Here is a 23,153-nt window from a genome sequence, read left to right as displayed (position 1 = left end):
ATCGTCCTCACGCATCAGAGCAGGCCCTCCAGCCAACCATCGAGCTGCTCGAAGGCATCATTGAAGGTGCGGTCGAGCTGCAACGGGGTAATCGATACGTAGCCTTGCATCACTGCGTGGAAGTCGGTGCCTGGGCCGCCGTCCTCGGCATCACCGGCCACGGCAATCCAGTAGCCTTCCTTGCCACGCGGGTTGACCACCTTGGTGGGCGCCGCCGCCCGCGCCCGGTGACCGAGACGGGTGAGCTGGATGCCACGGATGTGCTCCAGCGGCAAGTTGGGAATATTGACGTTGAGTACGGTGCGTGGCGGCAACACCAGACGCGACTGTGCTTCGACCAGACGACGGGCGATATAGGCCGCAGTCGGCAGGTTGTCCGGCTGGCGCGACAACAGCGAGAACGCCAGCGAGGTACCGCCGAGGAAGCGGCCTTCCAGCGCCGCAGCGACCGTTCCCGAATACAGCACGTCATCGCCCAGGTTGGCACCGAGGTTGATCCCCGACACGACCATGTCCGGCATCTGCGGCAACAGCCCATTGAGCCCCAGGTGCACGCAGTCGGTCGGCGTGCCGTTGAGGCTGATGAAGCCATTGGCCAGGGTCTGCGGATGCAGTGGCCGGTCCAGCGTCAGCGAACTGCTGGCGCCGCTCTTGTCTTGATCCGGGGCGATCACCGCGCACTCGGCATAATCTGCCAGCGCAGCGTGCAGCGCGGCGATGCCAGGTGCGGTAACACCGTCGTCATTCGAAATCAGAATACGCATGGGCTGTCCGTCTGCCCTGCCGACACCAGATCCACGACTTCACGCACCACCACGGTGGCGAAGCATCCGGCCGGCAGGACGAATTCCAGTTGCAGGATATCAGGCTCGGGATAATGCCACGTCAGGCCGCCAATAGGGAGCCGCAGAATTCGCCGTTCGTGATCCATGCCCGCCTGGGCCAGCCACTGGCAAAGTGCCGGCTGACGTGCGCCGATAGCGTTTTCCAGCTGCGCAGGCGCACCGCCAGCAGGTGAAGCGCCTTCCCCCCACATCGGGCCGGTTGGATGCAGGTCGAGAATCGCCAGGCGCGGGTCGGCACATTCCGCCTCACCCGCCGGGAAGAAACTGCGGCTGTCGGTGAACGCCAGCAGGTCGCCGACCTGGGCTCGGGCCCAGCTACCGTCAGCCACACGCGCAGCCAGCAACTGATTGAACAGGTAGCTGCGCCCGGCCGAAAGCAGCCGCGAACGCACGTTGCGCTGTTCAGGCAAAGCCTTGCGCGCGGCCCAATCGAGGGCGTCATGGACGTTGCCACCCCCGTGCCCGAAGCGCTGGGTGCCGAAATAGTTGGGCACACCTTGCTGCCTCAGCTGCTCCAGGCGGGCATCCACCGCCTGGTGATCGGCAGCCAGGGCCGTCAGGCGCAAGGTGAACCCGTTGGCCGAATGCGCGCCGCGCTGCAGTTTGCGCTGGTGACGCACCTGCTTGAGTACCCGCAGGCTGGCATCCTCGGCACGCGACAGATCCGGGTCGGCCTTGCCCGGCAGGTGCAGGCTGAACCACTGGCGGGTCAGCGCCTGGCGGTCCTTCAGGCCGGCGTAGCTGATGCTGCGCACCGGCACGCCAGCGGCGCGGGCAAGGCGCCGGGCGGCTTCTTCAGTGTTCAGGTCACGCTTCTCGACCCACAGCCACAGGTGCTCGCCTTGGCCGGATAGCGGTATATCCAGAACTTCGTCAACCTGAAAGTCTTCGGCGACCGCTTTGAGGATGGCGGTGCCCAGGGGTTCGCCCGATGCGCGCGGGCCCAGCAGTTCCAGTTCGGTCATGCTGGCAGCAGCAGGGCGACCGAATGCACGGCAATGCCCTCCTCGCGGCCGGTAAAGCCAAGCTTCTCTGTGGTGGTGGCCTTGACATTGACCTGGTCGAGCTCGACCTGCAGGTCTTCGGCGATCAGCTGGCGCATGGTTTCGATGTGTGGGGCCATTTTCGGTGCCTGGGCGACGATGGTGGCGTCAACGTTGCCGACCTTCCAGCCCTTGGCCTTGACGATGCCGACCACATGGCGCAGCAGCACGCGGCTGTCAGCACCCTTGAACTGCGGGTCAGTGTCAGGGAAGTGCTTGCCGATGTCGCCCAGCGCCGCAGCGCCAAGCAAGGCATCGCTCAGGGCGTGCAGCAGCACGTCACCGTCGGAGTGGGCCAGCAGGCCGTATTTGTGGGGGATACGCACCCCGCCCAGGGTAATGAAATCACCGTCGCAGAAACGGTGCACATCGTAGCCGTGGCCAATACGCATAAGAAAACGCCCTGAATGAGTCAGGGCGTGATTCTACCTGCTTTGCAGGGGATTTGTGGGATTGGGGCTGCTGTGCAGCCCTTCGCGGGCACGCCCGCTCCCACAGCAAGCGTTAAACCCGCCCCAGTGCCACCGCATGATGGCGCAGGTGCTCCTCGATGAAGCTGGCAATGAAGTAGTAGCTATGGTCATAGCCTGGCTGCATACGCAGGGTCATTGCATGGCCACCTTTGCGTGCCGCCTGTTCCAGCGCTTCAGGCTTGAGTTGCTTCTCGAGGAAGTCGTCACGGTCGCCCTGGTCCACCAGCAACGGCGGGCATTGGCCAGCAGGGGTTTCGGCCAGCAGCACACTGGCATCCCACTCACGCCAGCGCCCACGGTCTTCACCCAGGTAGCGGCTGAAGGCTTTCTCGCCCCACGGACAATCCATCGGATTGCTGATCGGCGAGAATGCCGACACCGAGCGGTAGCGCCCCGGATTGCGCAAGGCGCACACCAACGCGCCATGCCCACCCATGGAGTGGCCGCTGATGCTGCGCTCGCCCGACGCCGGGAAGTGTGCCTCGATCAGGGCTGGCAACTCCTCCACCACATAGTCGTGCATGCGGTAGTGCTGGGCCCACGGTTGCTGGGTGGCGTTGAGGTAGAAGCCAGCGCCCAGGCCGAAGTCCCAGGCGCCGTCCGGATCGCCCGGCACCTGCTCGCCACGCGGGCTGGTATCGGGGGCGACGATGATCAGCCCCAGCTCGGCGGCCAGACGCTGGGCGCCGGCCTTCTGCATGAAGTTCTCGTCGGTGCAGGTGAGGCCGCTGAGCCAGTACAGCACCGGCAGCTTTTCGCCCTGCTCGGCCTGCGGCGGCAGGTACACAGCGAACACCATATCGCAACCCAGCACCTTGGAATGATGCCGGTAACGCTTGTGCCAGCCGCCGAAGCTCTTCTGGCAGGAGATGTTATCCAGGCTCATGACAGACCTCAGAAGTGGATCACGCTACGGATGCTCTTGCCTTCATGCATCAGGTCGAAGGCCTTGTTGATGTCTTCCAGCCCCATCGTGTGGGTGATGAAGGTGTCCAGCGGGATCTCGCCTTTCTCGGACATTTCCACGTAGCTCGGCAGCTCGCTGCGGCCACGCACGCCGCCGAACGCCGAACCACGCCAAACCCGACCGGTAACCAGCTGGAATGGACGCGTGGAAATTTCCTGGCCGGCACCGGCCACACCGATGATGACCGACTCTCCCCAGCCCTTGTGGCAGCATTCCAGGGCGGCGCGCATCAGTTGAACGTTGCCGATGCACTCGAAGGAGAAGTCCACGCCACCATCGGTGAGGTCGACGATCACTTCCTGGATCGGGCGATCGTAGTCCTTCGGGTTGACGCAATCGGTGGCACCCAACTGGCGGGCGATTTCGAACTTGGCCGGGTTGATGTCGATGGCGATGATACGCGAGGCCTTGGCCTTGACCGCACCGATCACGGCCGACAGGCCGATGCCACCGAGGCCGAAGATGGCCACGGTATCACCGGGCTTGACCTTGGCAGTGTTGAGCACCGCGCCGATACCGGTGGTGACGCCGCAACCCAGCAGGCAGACCTTTTCCAGGGGTGCTTCTTTCTGGATCTTGGCCACGGAAATTTCCGGCAGCACGGTGTATTCGGAGAACGTCGAGGTGCCCATGTAGTGGAACAGCTGCTGGCCCTTGTACGAGAAGCGCGTGGTGCCGTCCGGCATCAGGCCCTTGCCCTGAGTGGCGCGGATGGCCTGGCACAGGTTGGTCTTGCCCGAGAGGCAGAACTTGCACTTGCCGCATTCCGGGGTGTACAGCGGGATGACGTGGTCACCCACGGCGAGCGAGGTCACCCCCTCGCCTACCGCTTCGACGATGGCACCGCCTTCGTGGCCAAGGATCGACGGGAAGATACCTTCCGGGTCAGCACCGGACAGGGTATAGGCATCGGTGTGGCAGACACCGCTGGCGACCACGCGCAGCAGCACTTCACCGGCCTTTGGCATGGCCACGTCGACTTCGACGATTTCCAGGGGTTTCTTGGCTTCGAAGGCTACGGCAGCACGGGACTTGATCATCAAAGGTCTCCAGACAGAGGATCGATTCAGTCTTGCAGTGTAATTCAGCGCCTTTTGATTAATAATCAGGCCAAAGACAAAACATTATTGCCACACAGGGATAATCGATGAGCAGCCGATGGGAAGGCATCGACGAATTTGTCGCCGTGGCCGAATCGGGCCAGTTCACTGCCGCCGCCGAACGCCTGGGGGTTTCCTCATCGCACATCAGCCGGCAGATCGCCCGGCTGGAGGACCGCCTGCAAACGCGCCTGCTGTATCGCAGCACCCGCCGGGTAACCCTGAGCGAAGCCGGGCAGACCTTCCTGCAGCATTGCCAACGCTTGCAGGATGGCCGTGAGGAAGCGCTGCGCGCCATGGGCGACCTGGCCAGCGAACCCAAGGGCTTGTTGCGCATGACGTGTGCAGTGGCCTACGGCGAGCGCTTCATCGTGCCGCTGGTGACGCGATTCATGGCGCTGTACCCGCAGTTGCGCGTGGATGTGGAGCTGAGCAACCACACCCTCGACCTGCTGCATGAAGGCATGGACCTGGCCATCCGTCTTGGCCGCCTGGCCGACTCTCGCCTGGTGGCTACCCGCCTGGCGCCAAGGCGCATGTACCTGTGTGCCTCGCCGGCCTATCTTGAGCGCTATGGCCGGCCACACAGCCTGTCGGAGCTGGCGCGGCACAATTGCCTGGTGGGGAGTTCGGACTTGTGGGCGCTACAGCAGGATGGCCGTGAGATCAGCCAGCGGGTACAGGGTAACTGGCGCTGCAACAGTGGCCAGGCAGTGCTGGATGCGGCGCTGCAAGGAATCGGGTTGTGCCAGTTGCCGGATTACTACGTGCTGGAACACCTGAACAGTGGTGCGCTGGTGTCGCTGCTGGAGGCGCACCAACCGCCGAATACGGCGGTATGGGCGCTGTATCCGCAGCAGAGGCACCTGTCGCCGAAGGTACGGCGGCTGGTGGATTACCTGAAGGAGGGGTTGGCGGGGTTGCCGGAGTATCGTTTCGGCTGACGGGATGTGCTGCTGGTACTGGCCTCTTCGCGGGTAAACCCGCTCCTACGACGGTCTGTGTCCAACCACCGATGCAATCCATTGTAGGAGCGGGTTTACCCGCGAAAAGGCCAGCCCAGGAGAACGCTCAGCGTTTACCCGCCCAGCGCTGGCGCAACCATTCGAGATCTTCGGGCCGGGTCACCTTTATGTTGTCACTGCGCCCTTCCACCAGCCGCGGCGCCTGACCGGACCATTCGATGGCCGAGGCTTCGTCGGTCACCACCACATCCGACACCAGGCACTCAGCCAGCGCCCGATGCAACGCTCCAAGGCGGAACATCTGCGGTGTGTACGCCTGCCAGATGGTGCTGCGGTCCACGGTAGCACTCACCCGGCCATGGCTGTCGGCACGCTTGAGGGTGTCGCGCGCCGGCACCGCCAGCAGGCCACCCACCGGGTCGTCCGCCAGCTCCGACAACAGCTTGTCCAGGTCGCTGCGCGCCAGGTTCGGCCGCGCAGCATCGTGCACCAGCACCCAGTCGCTGTCCGCCGCCCCCTGGGCATGCAGCACCAGCAAGGCGTTAAGCACCGAGTCAGCGCGTTCACGCCCGCCCGCCGCGCAGTGGATGCGTGGGTCGCTGGCGCAGCGCAGGCCAGGCCAGTACGGGTCATCTTCGGCAATGCTGACCACCACGCCCTTGAGCGCCGGGTGGCCAAGAAAACAGTCGAGGCTGTGCTCGAGAAGGGTCTGCCCAGCCAGCTCCAGGTATTGCTTGGGGCGGTCGGCAGCCATGCGGGCACCTACACCCGCCGCAGGAATCACGGCCCAGAAGGCCGGCAAGGTATCGATCATTTCTGTGGCAACTGGAAGAGGGTTTCGCCCTCTTTGACCATCCCCAATTCATGGCGGGCCCGTTCTTCAACGGTCTCCATGCCTTTTTTCAGCTCTAGCACTTCAGCATCGAGCACACGATTACGTTCGAGCAAGCGCTCGTTTTCGGCATGCTGATCGGCAATCTGCTGCTTCAGTTCGGTCACTTGCGCCAGGCTGCCGTTACCCACCCACAGGCGGTACTGCAGGCCACCCAACAGCAAGAGCAGAACGAGGAACAACCAATAGGGACTGCGCATCACGTTATCCAGGTTAAAAAGGCTGCCGCGTACTTGTTACTTCGGGGCCTCGAATAGCACGAAGCCTGGCCGAGGCCAGGCTTCGTCGACAGAAACCCGTTAGTACGTAGGAAAGTTCAGTACGAACGTTCCTACAACTCCGGCTGCTGCCTTTTTACCATCTCTTGCTTAGCCGCGAAACTCGGCACGACCGCGGTAAACCGCTTTGGCGCCCAGTTGCTCTTCGATGCGCAGCAGCTGGTTGTACTTGGAAACGCGGTCGGAACGGCACAGCGAGCCTGTCTTGATCTGGCCAGCAGCAGTACCCACAGCCAGGTCGGCAATGGTCGAGTCTTCGGTTTCACCGGAACGGTGCGAGATCACTGCAGTGTAACCAGCAGCCTTGGCCATCTGGATGGCTTCCAGGGTTTCGGTCAGCGAGCCGATCTGGTTGAACTTGATCAGGATCGAGTTACCGATGCCTTTCTCGATGCCTTCCTTGAGGATCTTGGTGTTGGTCACGAACAGGTCGTCACCGACCAGCTGGACTTTTTCACCGATCTTGTCAGTGAGGATTTTCCAGCCAGCCCAGTCGGACTCGTCCAGGCCGTCTTCGATCGAAATGATCGGGAAACGCTCGGTCAGGCCTTTCAGGTAGTCGGCGAAGCCTTCGGCGTCGAACGACTTGCCTTCGCCGGACAGGTTGTACTTGCCGTCTTCGTAGAATTCGGAAGCCGCGCAGTCCAGGGCCAGGGTCACGTCGGTGCCCAGCTTGTAGCCGGCTTTTTCGACAGCTTCAGCGATGGCGCCCAGGGCGTCTTCGTTGGATGCCAGGTTAGGGGCGAAACCACCTTCATCACCTACGGCGGTGTTCAGGCCACGGGCCTTCAGTACAGCCTTGAGGTGGTGGAAGATTTCGGTACCCATGCGCAGGCCGTCAGAGAAGGTCTTGGCGCCAACCGGCTGAACCATGAACTCCTGGATGTCGACGTTGTTGTCGGCGTGCTCGCCACCGTTGATGATGTTCATCATCGGAACCGGCATCGAGTACTGGCCCGGGGTGCCGTTCAGGTTGGCGATGTGCGCGTACAGCGGCAGGTCCTGGTCCTGGGCAGCAGCTTTGGCGGCAGCCAGGGAAACAGCCAGGATGGCGTTGGCGCCCAGCTTGGCCTTGTTCTCGGTACCGTCCAGTTCGATCATGGCGCGGTCCAGAGCCTTCTGATCGGAAGGATCCTTGCCCAGCAGCAGGTCACGGATCGGGCCGTTGATGTTGGCGACGGCCTTCAGCACGCCCTTGCCCAGGTAACGGCTCTTGTCGCCATCACGCAGCTCCAGCGCTTCGCGCGAGCCGGTAGAAGCACCGGACGGCGCGCAAGCGCTGCCGATGATGCCGTTGTCGAGCAGTACGTCGGCTTCCACAGTGGGGTTGCCACGCGAATCGAGAACTTCACGACCTTTGATGTCGACGATTTTTGCCATTGTTGTAAGCACTCCAGAATTTGACGAAAACAACTTAGCTTAGGAAATTCTTGCCGTTCACCGGGCGAACTTGCTTTGGGCAGGCCTGATGAAGGGAGCCCCTGACCGACTGGTCAGGGGTGGATCGGGCGGTACTTTACCCGAGAAATGAGCTTTACGCGGTTTCTACCGTCGGAAAACTTTTCACCAGGTCGTCCAATTGCTTGAGCTGGACCAGGAACGGCTCCAGTTTATCCAGGCGCAGGGCGCATGGGCCATCGCACTTGGCGTTGTCCGGGTCGGGGTGGGCCTCGAGGAAAAGCCCGGCCAGGCCCTGACTCATGCCGGCCTTGGCCAGGTCAGTGACCTGGGCCCGACGACCGCCGGCGGAATCGGCGCGGCCACCCGGCATCTGCAGGGCGTGGGTCACGTCGAAGAACACCGGGTACTCGAACTGCTTCATGATGCCGAAGCCCAGCATGTCGACAACCAGGTTGTTGTAGCCGAAGCTCGAACCACGTTCGCAGAGTATCAACTGGTCGTTACCGGCCTCTTCGCACTTGGCCAGGATGTGTTTCATTTCCTGAGGTGCGAGGAACTGAGCCTTCTTGATGTTGATCACCACGCCGGTCTTGGCCATGGCCACCACCAGGTCAGTCTGCCGCGACAGGAAAGCCGGCAGCTGGATGATGTCGCATACCTTGGCGACGGGCTCGGCCTGGTAAGGCTCGTGCACATCGGTGATCACCGGCACGTTGAAGGTGCGCTTGATCTCTTCGAAGATCTTCAGCCCCTCTTCCATGCCAGGGCCACGGTAGGACGTTACCGACGAACGGTTGGCCTTGTCGAAACTGGCCTTGAACACGTACGGGATACCGAGCTTCTCGGTAACCCGCACGTACTCTTCGCAGACCTTCATCGCCAGGTCACGGGATTCCAGAACATTCATGCCGCCGAACAGGACGAACGGCTTGTCGTTGGCGATCTCGATGTTACCGACGCGAATGATCTTCTGGGTCATCGATCAGGCCTTGTTCTTCTGAGCCAGGGCTGCCTTGACGAAACCACTGAACAGCGGGTGGCCGTCACGCGGGGTAGAGGTGAACTCCGGGTGGAACTGGCAAGCGACGAACCATGGGTGATCCTTGGACTCGACCACTTCCACCAGCGCGCCGTCTTCGGAACGGCCGGAAACCACCAGACCAGCTTCCACCAGTTGTGGCAGCAGGTTGTTGTTCACTTCGTAGCGGTGACGGTGACGCTCGGTGATCACGTCCTTGCCGTAGCAGTCGTGCACCTTGGAACCGGCAGCCAGCTGGCAGTCCTGTGCGCCCAGGCGCATGGTGCCGCCCAGGTCGGAAGCCTCGTCGCGGGTCTCGACGGCACCGGTGGCATCGGCCCACTCGGTGATCAGGCCGACCACTGGGTGGCCGCTGTTACGGTCGAACTCGGTGGAGTTGGCGTCTTTCCAGCCCATCACGTTACGGGCGAATTCGATGACAGCCACCTGCATGCCCAGGCAGATACCCAGGTACGGCACCTTGTTCTCACGGGCGTATTGCACCGCGGTGATCTTGCCTTCCACACCGCGCAGGCCGAAACCGCCCGGTACCAGGATGGCATCGGCGCCTTCGAGCAGGCTGGTGCCCTGGTTCTCGATGTCTTCCGAATCGATGTAGCGCAGGTTGACCTTGGTCCGGTTGGTGATGCCGGCGTGGCTCATCGCTTCGATCAGCGACTTGTACGCATCCAGCAGCTCCATGTACTTGCCGACCATGGCGATGGTCACTTCGTGCTCCGGGTTGAGCTTGGCATCGACCACCTTGTCCCACTCGGACAGGTCGGCACCATTGCACTGCAGGCCGAAGCGCTCGACGACGAAGTCGTCCAGGCCCTGAGCATGCAGCACGCCCGGGATCTTGTAGATGGTGTCGACGTCTTCCAGCGAAATCACCGCACGCTCTTCAACGTTGGTGAACAGCGCGATCTTGCGACGCGACGAAGCATCCACCGGGTGGTCGGAGCGGCAGATCAGCACGTCAGGCTGCAGGCCGATGGAGCGCAGCTCCTTGACCGAGTGCTGGGTCGGCTTGGTCTTGGTTTCGCCAGCGGTGGCGATGTACGGGACCAGGGTCAGGTGCATCAGCATGGCACGCTTGGAGCCCACTTCGACACGCAGCTGGCGAATCGCCTCGAGGAACGGCTGCGACTCGATATCACCCACGGTACCGCCGATTTCCACCAGGGCCACGTCGGCATCGCCGGCACCCTTGATGATGCGACGCTTGATTTCGTCGGTGATGTGCGGGATGACCTGGATGGTCGCGCCCAGATAATCACCACGACGCTCTTTGCGCAGCACGTGCTCGTAGATACGGCCGGTGGTGAAGTTGTTGTTCTGGGTCATGGTGGTGCGGATGAACCGCTCGTAGTGCCCCAGGTCGAGGTCGGTCTCGGCGCCATCGTGGGTGACAAAAACTTCACCGTGCTGGAACGGGCTCATGGTGCCCGGGTCGACGTTGATGTACGGATCCAGCTTGAGCATGGTGACCTTCAGGCCCCGCGCTTCCAGGATGGCCGCCAGGGAAGCCGAGGCAATGCCTTTCCCCAATGAAGAAACAACACCGCCCGTGACGAATATGTAGCGCGTCATGAAAAACCCTAGAAGTCTGCGTTAAGGCGGCCAGCGCCGCCGGAGAAAGCGAAGGAAGGCCGAAGCCCCCGATCACCTGCGTCAATCACAGTGCATCTCGAAAAACTGCCGCGTCTGTACAGCCAGGGTATACCCGGCATGGCGTTCGCTCGTCATTTCCAGAATCAGCTCGGCAAAAAACTGCTTGGTAATCGGCAACTCCTGTGTTTTCGCGGAACCCACAGAAGTTGTATCAAGAAGGGAGGGTAGTCTACCGGAATGTACCCTTCAGCTCAAACCTTGCGCGTTCGTCGGTAACTGCCAGTGCAGTTGGCAATCCGCCTGCACCAGCCCGGGCAGGTTGGCCACTGCCAGCAGGCGTTCGCCGTGATACAGCAACGGCAGGCGCGAGCGCAGGAAATGCGGCACCTGCTGTTCGTTGAGCAGGCGCTTGAGGTCCCGCCGACCACGGCCGGGAACCTCCAGCATTTCACCCCCCTGACGGTAGGCAATGCGCAACCCGCTCGGCACGGCTGCGCCAACAAGACGCACGCAACCATTGCCCGGCAACCGCAACGGCCCATCAGGGTCGGGCCAGGCCAGCGAGCCAGCCGGTTGCTGTAGCCAATCACCGCTCAACCACCAGATGCGCCCGTGGCTACGCACCAACCGTCCATCGGCAAGCCGCCAGACTGGCCGGGCATCGGCACCGGCATCGCGCAGGTCTGCCCAGCCGGCCCAGTGCCGGGTATCGGGCAAACGGGTGCGCTGGCTCAGCCAGTACTGCAAGGCATTGCGCTGACGGGCCGGCGATAACGCCAGCAGGGCGGCCAGGTCGAGGGAATCCAGCCCCGGCCAGGCGAGGGGCGCCCCCTTACCCGCAAGCGCCAGATCCTCCTGGGCCAGTTCGTCCAGCAAACCCAGCGCCTCGCCCAGATGCTCTGCTGCACGGGCGAAGTTCTGGCTGGCCTGTGGCCAACGTTGCTGCAAGTGCGGCATCACTTCGCCGCGCAGGTAGTTGCGGGCGAATTGTGTGTCGACGTTTGACGGGTCTTCGATCCAGGTCAGCCCTTGGGCTTGAGCATACTCCTGCAAATGTTGCCGGGAACAGGCCAGTAACGGCCTGACCAGGCTGCCCTGCCCCAGCGCCCGCTGCCCCGGCATTGCCGCCAGGCCACGCAGGCCGGCGCCGCGCAACAGGCGGAACAGCAGGGTCTCGGCCTGGTCGTCGCGGTGCTGGCCGGTGAACAGGATATCGCCCGGGCCGAGCACTTGCCTGAAGGCAGCATAGCGGGCCTCTCGGGCCGCCTGTTCCAGGCTGGCGCCAGGGGAGACCTGGACGTGGATGACCTGAAGTTCAACGTCGAAATTGTCGCAGATGGCCTGGCAGTGGGCGGGCCAGGCGTCGGCCGCAGCTTGCAGGCCGTGGTGGATATGGATGGCGCGCAGCGGGGGGGATGCGTGGTTGCGGGCGTATTCGGCCAGCAGGTGCAGGAGGACGGTGGAATCGAGGCCGCCGGAGAAGGCAACGTACCAGGTGGGGGCGTTGAGCCAAGGAGTGAGGTTGATCATCTAGCCCTCGCTCGATTCCAGAAAGCATTCGCGGGCATGCCCGCTCCCACACGTACGGCGCAAGCCTCAAGGGCAGCGCAATACCTGTAGGAGCGGGTTTACCCGCGAACACCGGCGAAGCCGGTGCCATCAATCACAAGGGCCGCAAAACGGCCCCGGGGCAAATCAGAATCAGAGGCCGTAGCTCATCAGGCGCTCGTAACGACGGGCCAGCAGCGCATCGTTGTCGAACTTGCCGAGCATGTCCAGCTGCTGCACCAGATCGGCACGGATGCTTTCGGACATCTTGGCCGGATCACGGTGGGCGCCGCCCAGCGGCTCCTGGATGACCTTGTCGACAATGTTCAGGCTCTTCAGACGCTCGGCGGTGATGCCCATGGCCTCGGCCGCGTCTGCTGCTTTATCGGCAGTTTTCCACAGAATCGAAGCACAGCCTTCCGGCGAGATCACCGAGTAGGTGGAGTACTGCAGCATGTTCAGTTGGTCGCACACGCCAATGGCCAGTGCCCCACCGGAACCACCCTCACCGATCACGGTAGCGATGATCGGGGTTTTCAGGCGTGCCATGACCCGCAGGTTCCAGGCGATGGCTTCACTCTGGTTGCGCTCTTCGGCGTCGATGCCCGGGTAGGCGCCCGGCGTGTCGATGAAGGTCAGGATCGGCATCTTGAAGCGTTCGGCCATTTCCATCAGGCGACAGGCCTTGCGGTAACCTTCCGGGCGCGGCATGCCGAAGTTGCGACGCACTTTCTCGCGCACTTCACGGCCCTTCTGGTGGCCAATGACCATGACCGGCTTGCCGTCCAGACGCGCAGTACCACCCACGATGGCGGCGTCGTCAGAGAAGTGACGGTCCCCGTGCAGCTCTTCGAACTCGGTGAAGATGTGCTCCAGGTAGTCCAGGGTGTAAGGACGACGCGGGTGACGGGCCAGGCGGGCGATCTGCCAGCTGGTCAGGTTGCCGAAGATGCTTTCGGTCAGGGTGTTGCTCTTGTCTTGCAGACGGGCAATTTCATCGCTGATGTTCAGCGAGTTGTCGTTGCCCACCAGGCGCAGGCCTTCGATCTTGGCTTGCAGGTCGGCAATCGGCTGTTCGAAGTCGAGGAAATTCGGGTTCATAGTCATCCGTCTTGGGTCTACGGCCAGGCGGCCGGCCGGTTGATCCGTTTGGCGCCATACCTTAAGGGATCAGGCGCATTCAGGTCGAGATTAAATTTTTGTCGGTTCAACGATATTGCAGGAAGACGTTCTCACGCCCGAACTGGTCACGCAGCGCCTGAATCAGCCCATCGGCCGGGTCGATTGCCCACTGCTCGCCAAACTGCAGCATGGCCTTGGCGTCGCTGCCGGTGTACTCCAGCGTAATCGGGCAGGCACCGCGATGGCGGGTGATCAGCTCGCCCAGCCATTTCAGCCGGTCGCCCTTCAGTGCGTCGTGCGCCACCTTCAGGCGCAGGCTCTCGGCCAGCTTGGTGCGTGCGTCTTCCATGGTCATCACTTGCTTCACCCGCAGGCGCAAGCCCCCGGAGAAGTCGTCATTGCTGACCTCGCCTTCCACCACCACCATGGCATCGGTCTGCAGCAAGGACTGTGCCGCCATGAAGGCATCGGCAAACAGCGATGCCTCGATCCGCCCGGAACGGTCATCCAGGGTGACGAAGCCCATCTTGTCGCCCTTCTTGTTCTTCATCACCCGCAGGGCAATGATCATGCCCGCGATGGTCTGGGTTTCGCGCGACGGCTTGAGGTCGACGATGCGCTGGCGGGCGAAGCGGCGGATCTCGGTCTCGTACTCGTCGATCGGGTGGCCGGTGAGGTACAGGCCAAGGGTGTCTTTCTCCCCTTTCAGACGCTCCTTGAGGGTGAGCTCGCGCACCTTGCGATGGTTGGCATAGACGTCGACATCTGCCGCGTCGAACATGCCGCCGAACAGGTCGACATGGCCACTGTCAGCGGTATGCGCAGCCTGCTCGGCTGCCTTGATGGCCTCGCCCAGCGCCGACAGCAAGGTTGCCCGGTTGATGTCGATGTTGGCGTGGTAGGCCTTGATCTCGTCATGGAAGTGCGGGCCAAGGCGGTCCAGCGCGCCACTGCGCACCAGCGCATCAAGGGTACGCTTGTTGACCCGCTTGAGGTCGATGCGTTCACAGAAATCGAACAGGTCCTTGAACGGACCGCCTTGGGCACGCGCCTCGACAATCGCCTCCACCGGGCCTTCGCCGACACCCTTGATGGCGCCAAGGCCGTAGACGATACGGCCGTCGTTGTTGACGGTGAACTTGAAGTCCGAGAAGTTCACGTCCGGCGCGTCGAGGCGCAGCTTCATGCTGCGCACCTCCTCCACCAGCACCACCACCTTGTCGGTGTTGTGCATATCCGCCGACAGGACCGCAGCCATGAACGGCGCCGGGTAGTGGGTTTTCAGCCAGGCGGTCTGGTACGACACCAGGCCATAGGCGGCGGAGTGGGATTTGTTGAAGCCGTAGCCCGCGAACTTCTCTACCAGGTCGAAGATGTTACCGGCGAGGTCCGCATCGATATTGTTGGCTACGCAACCTTCGATGAAACCACCGCGCTGCTTGGCCATTTCCTCGGGCTTTTTCTTACCCATGGCCCGGCGCAGCATGTCGGCGCCACCCAGGGTGTAACCCGCCATCACCTGGGCGATCTGCATCACCTGTTCCTGGTACAGGATGATGCCGTAGGTCGGCGCCAGTACCGGCTTGAGGCCTTCGTACTGGTAGTCGGAGTGCGGGTAGGCCAGCTCGGCGCGGCCGTGCTTGCGGTTGATGAAGTCGTCCACCATGCCCGATTGCAGCGGGCCCGGACGGAACAGCGCAACCAGTGCGATCAGGTCTTCCAGGCAGTCGGGCTTGAGCTTCTTGATCAGCTCCTTCATGCCACGCGATTCAAGCTGGAACACCGCCGTGGTTTCGGCCTTCTGCAGCAGCTCGTAGGTCTTGCGGTCGTCCAGCGGGATGAAGTCGATGTTGAGGTCGGGCAGGTTCTTCTTGGCCTGCTCGCGGTTGATGATCTCCATCGCCCACTTGATGATGGTCAAGGTACGCAGGCCGAGGAAGTCGAACTTCACCAGGCCGGCGGCCTCGACGTCATCCTTGTCGAACTGGGTTACCAGGCCACCACCCTCTTCATCACAGGCGATCGGCGAAAAGTCGGTGAGCTTGGTCGGTGCGATAACCACACCACCGGCGTGCTTGCCGGTACCCCGGGTCACACCCTCCAGCTTCAGGGCCATGTCCCAGATTTCACGGGCGTCTTCGTCGCCCTTGAGGAAGTCACGCAGGATTTCTTCCTGCTCGTAGGCCTTCTCCAGGGTCATGCCCACTTCGAAGGGGATCATCTTCGACAGGCGGTCGGCCAGGCCATAGGATTTGCCTTGCACCCGCGCCACGTCACGCACCACCGCCTTGGCGGCCATGGTACCGAAGGTGATGATCTGGCTCACCGCGTTACGGCCGTAGGCCTCGGCCACGTAGTCGATCACCCGGTCACGGCCGTCCATGCAGAAGTCGACGTCGAAGTCGGGCATGGAAACACGTTCAGGGTTGAGGAAGCGCTCGAACAGCAGGTCGTAGGCCAGCGGGTCGAGATCGGTGATCTTCAGGACATAGGCCACCAGCGAGCCGGCACCCGAACCACGCCCCGGGCCAACCGGTACGTCGTTGTTCTTGGCCCACTTGATGAAGTCCATAACAATCAGGAAGTAACCGGGGAAGCCCATCTGGATGATGATGTCCAGCTCGAACTTCAGGCGGTCCAGGTAGACCTGACGCTTTTCTTCATAATTGGGCGTCGTCTCTTTCGGCCACAGCACGGCCAGGCGCTCTTCCAGGCCTTCGTGGGCCACATGCCGCAGGTAGTCGTCGATGCCCATGCCGTTGGGAGTGGGGAAGTCAGGCAGGAAGTACTTGCCCAGTTGCACCTGGATGTTGCAGCGCTTGGCAATCTCGACGGTGTTGGCGATGGCGTCGGGCAGGTCACTGAAGAGCTCGGCCATTTCCTCGGCCGACTTCAGGTACTGCTGGTCGCTGTAGCAACGCGGACGTCGCGGGTCGTCGAGGGTCCAGCCCTCGCCGATACAGACGCGGGTCTCGTGGGCGTCGAAGTCCGCCTGCTTGATGAAACGTACGTCGTTGGTAGCCACCAGCGGGGCGCCAAGCTTGTCGGCCAATGCCACCGCCGCGTGCACGTATTCTTCGTCGCGTGCCCGATTGGTGCGCTGCACTTCAACGTAGAAGCGCTCGGGGAACATGCCCATCCAGTCTTGAAGAAGCGCTTCGGCTTCGTCTTGCCGCCCCGCCAGCAGCGCCATGCCAATGTCGCCTTCCTTGCCCGCGGACAGGGCAATCAGGCCCTCGCTGGCCGGGGCGATCCATTCACGCTGGAGGATGACCAGGCCATTGCGCTGGCCATCGGTCCAGCCGCGCGAGATCAGTTCGGTGAGGTTGCGATAGCCCTTGGGGTCCATGGCCAGGAAGCAGATGCGCGACAGCGGGGCTTCCGGGTCGGCACCGGCCAGCCACAGGTCGGCACCGCAGATCGGTTTGATGCCGGCGCCCATGGCAGTCTTGTAGAACTTCACCAGCGAGCACATGTTGCTCTGATCGGTGATCGCGACCGCCGGCATGTTCATCCCGGTCAGCGCCTTGGCCAGCGGTTTGATCCGCACCAGGCCGTCGACCAGCGAGAATTCGGAGTGGACGCGCAGGTGAACGAAGGGAACCGACATGGAAGATCCTGTAGCAGTGCTTAACGACAAGGGCGGGATTGTAGCCTAACTAGGGGCTTTTTTTGGGGCTGCTTTGCAGCCCTTCGCGGGCACGCCCGCTCCCACAGGTACGGCCCCGCCGCTCAGACCGATGAATCCTGTGAGAGCGGGCGTGCCCGCGAAGGGCCGCGAAGCGGCCCCAATAGGTCAGATCAGGGAATCGGTGACGCCTTCGCGCGCTTCCCAAGCCGCCCGCACCGGGGCGAAGGAACGCCGATGAATGGGCGTAGGCCCAAGGCGCGCCAAGGCCTCGAGATGCACCGGGGTCGGGTAGCCCTTGTGCCCGCCAATGCCATAACCCGGGTAGATCAGTTCGAACGCACTCATCTCCCGATCACGGGTCACCTTGGCCAGGATCGATGCCGCCGCAATGGCCGGCACCTGGCTATCCCCCTTGACCACCGGTGCTGCCGGCACAGCCAGCTTCGGGCAGCGATTGCCATCGATCAGGGCCAGCTTCGGCGTAATGTGCAAGCCCTCCACTGCCCGCTGCATGGCCAGCATGGTGGCTTGCAGGATGTTCAGGCTGTCGATTTCCTCGACTTCGGCGCGGGCGATGCAGAAGCTCAAGGCCTTTTCGCAGATCTCGTCGAACAGCGCCTCACGCCTGGCTTCGGTGAGTTTCTTCGAATCGTTCAGACCGAGAATCGGCCGTGCGGGATCAAGAATCACTGCCGCCGTTACCACCGCGCCGCACAGCGGGCCACGGCCCACTTCATCAACGCCGGCAACCAGGTCTTCTACCAGGTTGAAGTCCAGTCCAATTTGCATGTCAGCGGTCCTTGAGCAGGGCCAGTACTGCCTCGGCCGCCTGATTGGAGGCGTCACGGCGCAGGGTGCGGTGAATTTCGTCGAAACGTTCGGTCTGCTGGCTTCCATCGCGCACCAGCGGCGCCAGGGTGTTGGCCAGCGCTTCGCTGGTAGCGTCGTCCTGCAGCAACTCGGGCACCAGCTCTCGCTGGGCCAGCAGGTTCGGCAATGACACGTAAGGGCTTTTCACCAGACGCTTGAGAATCCAGAAAGTCAAAGGTGCCAAACGGTACGCCACCACCATCGGCCGCTTGTACAGCAGCGCCTCGAGGGTGGCGGTACCCGAGGCGATCAGCACCGCGTCACAGGCCGCCAGGGCCTGGTGCGACTGGCCATCGAGCAGGGTCAGCGGCAGTTGGCGCCCTTCAAGCATCTGTTCGATCTGGGCGCGCCGCGTGGCGTTGGCGCAGGGCAACACGAAGCGCACACCCGGCACTTGTTGGCAAAGGCGCTCGGCGGCGTCGAGGAACAACGCGCCCAGGCGCCCTACTTCGCCGCCCCGACTGCCCGGCATCAATGCCACCACCGGCCCCTCGCCCAGGCCCAGCGCGGCGCGCGCGGCCGGGCGGTCGGATTCAAGCGGGATGGTGTCTGCCAGCGGGTGGCCAACAAAACGCACTGGCACACCTTGCTCTTCGTAGAACCGCGCCTCGAACGGCAGCAGCGTCAGCATCAGGTCGCAGCCTTCGCGGATCTTCAGCACGCGCTTCTGCCGCCAGGCCCACACTGACGGGCTGACATAGTGCACGGTCTTGATCCCGGCCTGGCGCAGCTTCAGCTCGATGTTGAGGGTGAAGTCAGGGGCGTCGATGCCGATGAATACGTCGGGCTTTTCTTCGATCAGGGTCTGGATCAGCAGCTTGCGGCGCTTGAGCAGCTCGCGCAGGCGCCCCAGTACCTCGACTAGCCCCATGACGGCCAGGCGCTCCATGGGGAAATAGGATTGCAGGCCCTCAGCTTCCATCAAGGGGCCGCCAACCCCGATGAACCGCACGTCGGGGTGGCGTGCCTTGAGGGCACGCATCAAGCCTGAACCAAGAATATCGCCACTGGCCTCACCCGCGACCAGCGCTACGCAAAGCTGGGCCATATCAGCGCGTAATGCCGCGAGCGGAGCTCAGGATCGACTGACGGAACAGCTCGACCTCAGGGTGTTGCGTGGCCGGTTCGGCCAGCTCCTTGAGCGCGTCTTCGACGGTCAGGCCCTGACGGTAGACAATCTTGTAGCAACGACGCAGCACATGGATCACCTCGTCGCTGAAACCGCGGCGGCGCATGCCCTCGAAGTTCATGCTGCGGGCTTCGGCCGGGCTGCCGAACACGGTAACGAAGGCCGGAACGTCCTTGCCAATGGCCGTGCCCATGCCGGAAAACGCGTGGGCGCCAATATGGCAGTACTGGTGAACCAGGGTGTAACCGGACAGGATCGCCCAGTCACCCACATGTACATGACCTGCCAACGCCGTGTTGTTGACCAGGATGCAGTGGTTGCCGATGACACTGTCGTGGCCAATGTGGGCATAGGCCATGATCAGGTTATGGTCACCCACGGTGGTTTCCGAGCGGTCCTGAACAGTACCGCGATGGATGGTCACCCCTTCGCGAATCACATTGTGATCGCCGATCACCAGGCGCGTCGGCTCACCCTTGTACTTAAGGTCCGGGGTGTCTTCACCGATCGAGGAAAACTGAAAGATACGGTTGTGCTTGCCGATGCGGGTCGGACCTTTGAGCACAACATGCGGGCCGATAACGGTGCCCTCCCCGATTTCTACATCAGGGCCAACGATCGACCAAGGGCCGACCTCGACGCCGTCGGCCAGCTTGGCCGACGGATCGATAATGGCCCGAGGATCAATCGAATTCATAGGGAGCGTTCCGCGCAGGTGATTTCTGCCGAGCAGACCGGCTTGCCATCGACAAGGGCGCGGCACTCGAACTTCCAGATCATGCTTTTACGGCTGAGGAACTTGGCTTCCAGCACAAGCTGGTCACCCGGCAGAACCGGCTGACGGAAACGCAGTTTGTCGGAACCGACAAAGTAGTACAGGGTGCCATCGGCCGGCTTGGCATCGAGCATCTTGAAACCAAGGATGCCGGCCGCCTGGGCCATGGCTTCGATGATCAGGACACCCGGCATGATCGGGTGTGCCGGGAAGTGGCCATTGAAAAACGGCTCATTGATGCTGACATTCTTGTAGGCACGAATGCTCTGGGCCTCGAAGTCCAGATCCGTCACACGGTCTACCAGCAGGAACGGGTAGCGGTGAGGCAGGTATTCGCGAATCTCGTTGATGTCCATCATTTCGGTGGGGAAGCCTGTAATAAGAATAGGGAGCGCAGGTGCTGACCACACGCTCCTTTTGCAATCCAAAGAGGAGCCAGCTAGCGACTGTTCACTCTTGCTCAGGGAATGGTATCAGCCTTCTGATGTCGGCAGGCCACCTGAGGTCACGGTATCGACGCGTTTTTCCAGCTGCTGGAGACGCTTGGCCATGTCGTCCAGGTGGCGGATACGCGCGGCGCTCTTGCGCCAGTCAGCCAGCGGCTGCATGGCAGTGCCGGAAGAATAGGAACCCGGTTCAGTGATCGAACGGGTAACCATGGTCATTCCGGAAACGAAAACGTTATCGCAAATATCGATGTGCCCAACCAGCCCCACACCCCCGGCCAGCATGCAGTGCTTGCCGATGCGCGTGCTGCCGGAGATTCCGACGCAAGCGGCCATGGCAGTGTGATCACCGATCTGCACGTTGTGAGCGATCTGGATCTGGTTGTCCAGCTTGACCCCGTCGCCGATCCGGGTGTCGGACAGCGCGCCACGGTCGACAGCAGTATTGACGCCGATCTCCACGTCATCACCAATGGTGACGCCGCCGATCTGTGCAATCTTGCGCCAGATGCCCTTCTCGTTGGCAAAGCCGAAGCCCTCGCCGCCGATCACGGCACCCGACTGGATGACCACACGCTTACCGATGGTCACGTCGTGATACAGCGTGACCCGCGGTGCCAGCCAACCACCTTCACCGACCACACAGCGGGCACCGATGAAGCAGTGTGCGCCGATGCTGACGTTGGCGCCGATGCGCGCACCACTTTCGATGACCGCGAACGGCCCAATGCTGGCGCTGGCGTCCACCTGGGCATCTTCCGCCACCACGGCGCTGGGATGTATACCCGCCTCAGCCTTGGGTTTGGGATCGAACAGGTGGGAAATTCGCGCGTAAGCCAGGTACGGGTCCGCCACGACCAGGGTATTGCCGGCAAAGCTTTCGGCATCCGCAGCCTTGAGCAGCACCGCGCCAGCCTGGCTGTTATCCAGGTACTTGCGGTACTGCGGGTTGGCGAGGAAGCTCAACTGCGTCGGGCCAGCCTCCTGCAAGGTGGCCAACCCGGTAATCTGCAGCGCCTCGGGCCCCTTGAGGGTAGCTCCGAGTACCTCGGCCAGCTGGCCTAGCGTCATGGTCACACTCATATCAACGGGCTTGGTTCATGCGCTCGATGACTTGGCGGGTGATGTCGTACTGAGGTTTGACATCGATGACCGCACCACGCTCGAGGACCAGGTCGTAGCCGCCCTTCTTGATCACTTCCTCGACAGCACCATCCAGCTTCGGCTTCAGTTGCTTGAGCATGTCGCGATCAGCAACGGCCTTGGCTTCGTTCAGTTCCTTGGACTGGAACTGGAAATCGCGAGCCTTTTGCTTGAACTCGAGCTCCAGGCGCTCACGCTCCTGCTGCTGCATCTTGTCGCCGCCCTTGATCAGGCGGTCCTGGATGCCCTTGGCACTGCTTTCCAGGCTTTTCAGCTTGGTCAGTTGCGGACCGAATTTCTTCTCGGCATCAACCGCATACTTCTTGGCGGCATCCGACTCGAGCAGGGCCATCTGGTAGTTCAGGACGGCAACCTTCATTTCGGCGAAAGCCGGGGTGGCGACCAGCGCCGCGGCCACTACGGCCAATTGAGCCAATTTACGCACGATGCACTCCTGGATAAACCGTTGTCATTAAGCAAGGGCCGACCTTAGAAGGTCTGGCCCAGAGAGAATTGGAACACCTGGGTATCGGCATCGTCCGGCTTCTTGACCGGCATTGCCAGGCTGAAGCTCAGCGGGCCCAGTGCGGTAATCCAGGTCACGCCTAGGCCGACCGAACTGGCCATGCCCGAGAACCCGACCTTCTCGCAATCAGGTTTGTTGCCGCAATTGGTGTCGAACACGTTACCCACGTCCCAGAACACAGAGGTGCGCAGTGAACGCTGGTCCTTGACGAACGGCAGCGGGAACAGCAGTTCGGCACCGCCTTGCACCAGCACGTTACCACCAAACGGCAACGGATCCTGATCCGGGTCGGCGATGGTGCCTGGCTTGCCACCTGCGGCCTCACCGATGCTCGGGGTACTGCGCGGGCCCAGGCTGCTGTCCTTGAAGCCACGGACGGAGTTGAAACCACCCGCGAAATAGTTCTCGTAGAACGGCAGACCGGAGGTGCTGCCGTAACCATCACCATAGCCCAGCTCGGTATGCAGGCGCAGGGTGTAGTCGCTGGTGATCGGCTTGAACAGCTGGCCACGGTAGTCAAGCTTGAAGAACGACAGGTCGCTGCCCGGAACGGTGGACTCCAGGGTCAGGCTTTGCGAGTGACCACGGGTGGCCAGTACGCCTTTGTTCAGGGTCGACTCGGACCAGCCGATCGAGGCCTTGAAGTTCAGGAAGTTGTCACCTTCCTCCTCGAGGAAGTCGAAGATCTCGTCAACGGTGTATTTGCCGGTCTTGATCTTGTCCTGCTGCACGCTCAGGCCGTAGGTCAGGCGCGAGGTTTCGCTGATCGGGTAGCCCAGGCTGACGCCGGCACCGTAGCTGTCCACCGCATAGCTGGCAACGTCGACGTCGAGGTCGTCGTAATCGGTGCTGCGATAGAAGGCGTTGTAGCCCAGGCTGACGCCATCGGCGGTGAAGTAGGGATCAACGAAGCCGAAGTTGTAACGGGTCTGGTATTCCGAACGGGTCAGGCCGATGGATACCTTGTTACCGGTACCGAGGAAGTTGCTCTGGCTGATCGAACCACCCAGGATCAGGCCGGCGCTCTGGGCGAAACCGACGCTGGCGGTGATCGAGCCGGAGGCCTGCTCTTCGACGCTGTAGTTGACGTCGACCTGGTCGTCAGTGCCAGGCACCTGCGGGGTCTCGACGTTGACTTCCTTGAAGAAGCCCAGGCGCTCAAGACGGGTCTTGGACTGGTCGATCAGGTAGGTCGACGCCCAGCCGCCTTCCATCTGGCGCATTTCGCGACGCAGCACTTCGTCTTCGGTCTTGGTGTTGCCGCGGTAGTTGATGCGGTTGACGTAGGCACGCTTGCCCGGGTCGACCACGAACATGATGTCGACCGTGTGGTCCTGGTCGTTGGGTTGCGGCACGCCGTTGACGTT

At 62.3% G+C, this 23,153-nt stretch carries 21 protein-coding genes; 1 reads left to right on the top strand and 20 read right to left on the bottom strand.

What is annotated here, in order from left to right; all coding sequences use genetic code 11:
* Positions 1–14 precede the first annotated feature (14 nt).
* The 5 genes from surE to ACF8O8_RS00950 form a co-directional block, all read right to left on the bottom strand.
* Positions 15–764 (bottom strand): 5'/3'-nucleotidase SurE, encoded by a 750-nt coding sequence (surE, locus tag ACF8O8_RS00970; protein ID WP_010952690.1) that lies wholly within the window; start codon positions 762–764, stop codon positions 15–17.
* Entirely contained in the window at positions 752–1,810 is a 1,059-nt protein-coding gene (gene truD, locus ACF8O8_RS00965; protein WP_010952689.1) for a tRNA pseudouridine(13) synthase TruD, read from the bottom strand. Before truD ends, surE begins: the two co-directional genes overlap by 13 nt.
* Positions 1,807–2,280, bottom strand: a complete 474-nt coding sequence (ispF, locus tag ACF8O8_RS00960) for a 2-C-methyl-D-erythritol 2,4-cyclodiphosphate synthase (RefSeq protein ID WP_016501146.1) — start codon at positions 2,278–2,280, stop codon at positions 1,807–1,809. Before ispF ends, truD begins: the two co-directional genes overlap by 4 nt.
* A 112-nt stretch (positions 2,281–2,392) precedes the next feature.
* A complete protein-coding gene (fghA, locus tag ACF8O8_RS00955) occupies positions 2,393–3,247 on the bottom strand; it encodes an S-formylglutathione hydrolase (protein WP_003252340.1) in 855 nt (284 codons plus the stop codon).
* Positions 3,248–3,255: 8 nt separating this feature from the next.
* Positions 3,256–4,368, bottom strand: coding sequence for an S-(hydroxymethyl)glutathione dehydrogenase/class III alcohol dehydrogenase (locus ACF8O8_RS00950; RefSeq protein WP_014592131.1), 1,113 nt, complete (start codon positions 4,366–4,368; stop codon positions 3,256–3,258).
* A 107-nt stretch (positions 4,369–4,475) separates the two neighbouring features.
* Between ACF8O8_RS00950 and ACF8O8_RS00945 the strand changes: the two genes are divergently transcribed.
* Positions 4,476–5,372, top strand: coding sequence for a LysR substrate-binding domain-containing protein (locus ACF8O8_RS00945; RefSeq protein ID WP_003252336.1), 897 nt, complete (start codon positions 4,476–4,478; stop codon positions 5,370–5,372).
* A 127-nt stretch (positions 5,373–5,499) separates the two neighbouring features.
* On the opposite strand, the gene ispD is transcribed toward ACF8O8_RS00945, so the two are convergent.
* The 15 genes from ispD to bamA all read right to left on the bottom strand — a co-directional run.
* Entirely contained in the window at positions 5,500–6,207 is a 708-nt protein-coding gene (ispD, locus tag ACF8O8_RS00940; RefSeq protein WP_350298678.1) for a 2-C-methyl-D-erythritol 4-phosphate cytidylyltransferase, read from the bottom strand.
* The gene (gene ftsB / locus ACF8O8_RS00935) at positions 6,204–6,485 is read right to left on the bottom strand and encodes a cell division protein FtsB (RefSeq protein ID WP_004576849.1); all 282 of its coding nucleotides are present in this window, start codon (positions 6,483–6,485) and stop codon (positions 6,204–6,206) included. Before ftsB ends, ispD begins: the two co-directional genes overlap by 4 nt.
* Before the next feature lie 168 nt (positions 6,486–6,653).
* Positions 6,654–7,943: a phosphopyruvate hydratase gene (eno, locus tag ACF8O8_RS00930; RefSeq protein ID WP_003252333.1), complete on the bottom strand. Its 1,290-nt coding sequence runs from the start codon at positions 7,941–7,943 to the stop codon at positions 6,654–6,656.
* A gap of 154 nt (positions 7,944–8,097) precedes the next feature.
* Positions 8,098–8,943 (bottom strand): 3-deoxy-8-phosphooctulonate synthase, encoded by an 846-nt coding sequence (gene kdsA, locus ACF8O8_RS00925; RefSeq protein ID WP_010952685.1) that lies wholly within the window; start codon positions 8,941–8,943, stop codon positions 8,098–8,100.
* A gap of 3 nt (positions 8,944–8,946) precedes the next feature.
* On the bottom strand, positions 8,947–10,575 hold the full coding sequence (locus ACF8O8_RS00920) for a CTP synthase (protein WP_003252329.1): 1,629 nt from the start codon (positions 10,573–10,575) through the stop codon (positions 8,947–8,949).
* A gap of 267 nt (positions 10,576–10,842) precedes the next feature.
* Positions 10,843–12,126, bottom strand: a complete 1,284-nt coding sequence (gene tilS, locus ACF8O8_RS00915; protein WP_392509123.1) for a tRNA lysidine(34) synthetase TilS — start codon at positions 12,124–12,126, stop codon at positions 10,843–10,845.
* A 171-nt stretch (positions 12,127–12,297) separates the two neighbouring features.
* Entirely contained in the window at positions 12,298–13,245 is a 948-nt protein-coding gene (locus ACF8O8_RS00910; protein WP_003252323.1) for an acetyl-CoA carboxylase carboxyltransferase subunit alpha, read from the bottom strand.
* Between the two features lie 106 nt (positions 13,246–13,351).
* Complete coding sequence (gene dnaE / locus ACF8O8_RS00905; RefSeq protein WP_392509122.1) at positions 13,352–16,876, bottom strand: DNA polymerase III subunit alpha; 3,525 nt, start codon at positions 16,874–16,876, stop codon at positions 13,352–13,354.
* A gap of 186 nt (positions 16,877–17,062) precedes the next feature.
* The gene (gene rnhB / locus ACF8O8_RS00900) at positions 17,063–17,686 is read right to left on the bottom strand and encodes a ribonuclease HII (RefSeq protein ID WP_003252319.1); all 624 of its coding nucleotides are present in this window, start codon (positions 17,684–17,686) and stop codon (positions 17,063–17,065) included.
* Between the two features lies 1 nt (position 17,687).
* Positions 17,688–18,815, bottom strand: coding sequence for a lipid-A-disaccharide synthase (gene lpxB, locus ACF8O8_RS00895; RefSeq protein WP_088513564.1), 1,128 nt, complete (start codon positions 18,813–18,815; stop codon positions 17,688–17,690).
* 1 nt (position 18,816) lies between these two features.
* Complete coding sequence (gene lpxA / locus ACF8O8_RS00890) at positions 18,817–19,593, bottom strand: acyl-ACP--UDP-N-acetylglucosamine O-acyltransferase (protein ID WP_003252316.1); 777 nt, start codon at positions 19,591–19,593, stop codon at positions 18,817–18,819.
* The gene (fabZ, locus tag ACF8O8_RS00885) at positions 19,590–20,030 is read right to left on the bottom strand and encodes a 3-hydroxyacyl-ACP dehydratase FabZ (RefSeq protein ID WP_003252314.1); all 441 of its coding nucleotides are present in this window, start codon (positions 20,028–20,030) and stop codon (positions 19,590–19,592) included. Before fabZ ends, lpxA begins: the two co-directional genes overlap by 4 nt.
* A gap of 114 nt (positions 20,031–20,144) precedes the next feature.
* Positions 20,145–21,200, bottom strand: coding sequence for a UDP-3-O-(3-hydroxymyristoyl)glucosamine N-acyltransferase (gene lpxD / locus ACF8O8_RS00880; protein ID WP_003252312.1), 1,056 nt, complete (start codon positions 21,198–21,200; stop codon positions 20,145–20,147).
* A gap of 1 nt (position 21,201) precedes the next feature.
* Positions 21,202–21,705, bottom strand: coding sequence for an OmpH family outer membrane protein (locus ACF8O8_RS00875; RefSeq protein WP_003252311.1), 504 nt, complete (start codon positions 21,703–21,705; stop codon positions 21,202–21,204).
* A gap of 44 nt (positions 21,706–21,749) precedes the next feature.
* On the bottom strand, positions 21,750–23,153 hold a 1,404-nt coding region (gene bamA / locus ACF8O8_RS00870), incomplete at its 5' end, for an outer membrane protein assembly factor BamA (protein WP_392509121.1).

The organism is Pseudomonas sp. TYF_14 (genome assembly GCF_043105275.1).
Classification (GTDB): domain Bacteria; phylum Pseudomonadota; class Gammaproteobacteria; order Pseudomonadales; family Pseudomonadaceae; genus Aquipseudomonas; species Aquipseudomonas alloputida.
This window is presented reverse-complemented; position numbering and strand designations above follow the sequence as displayed.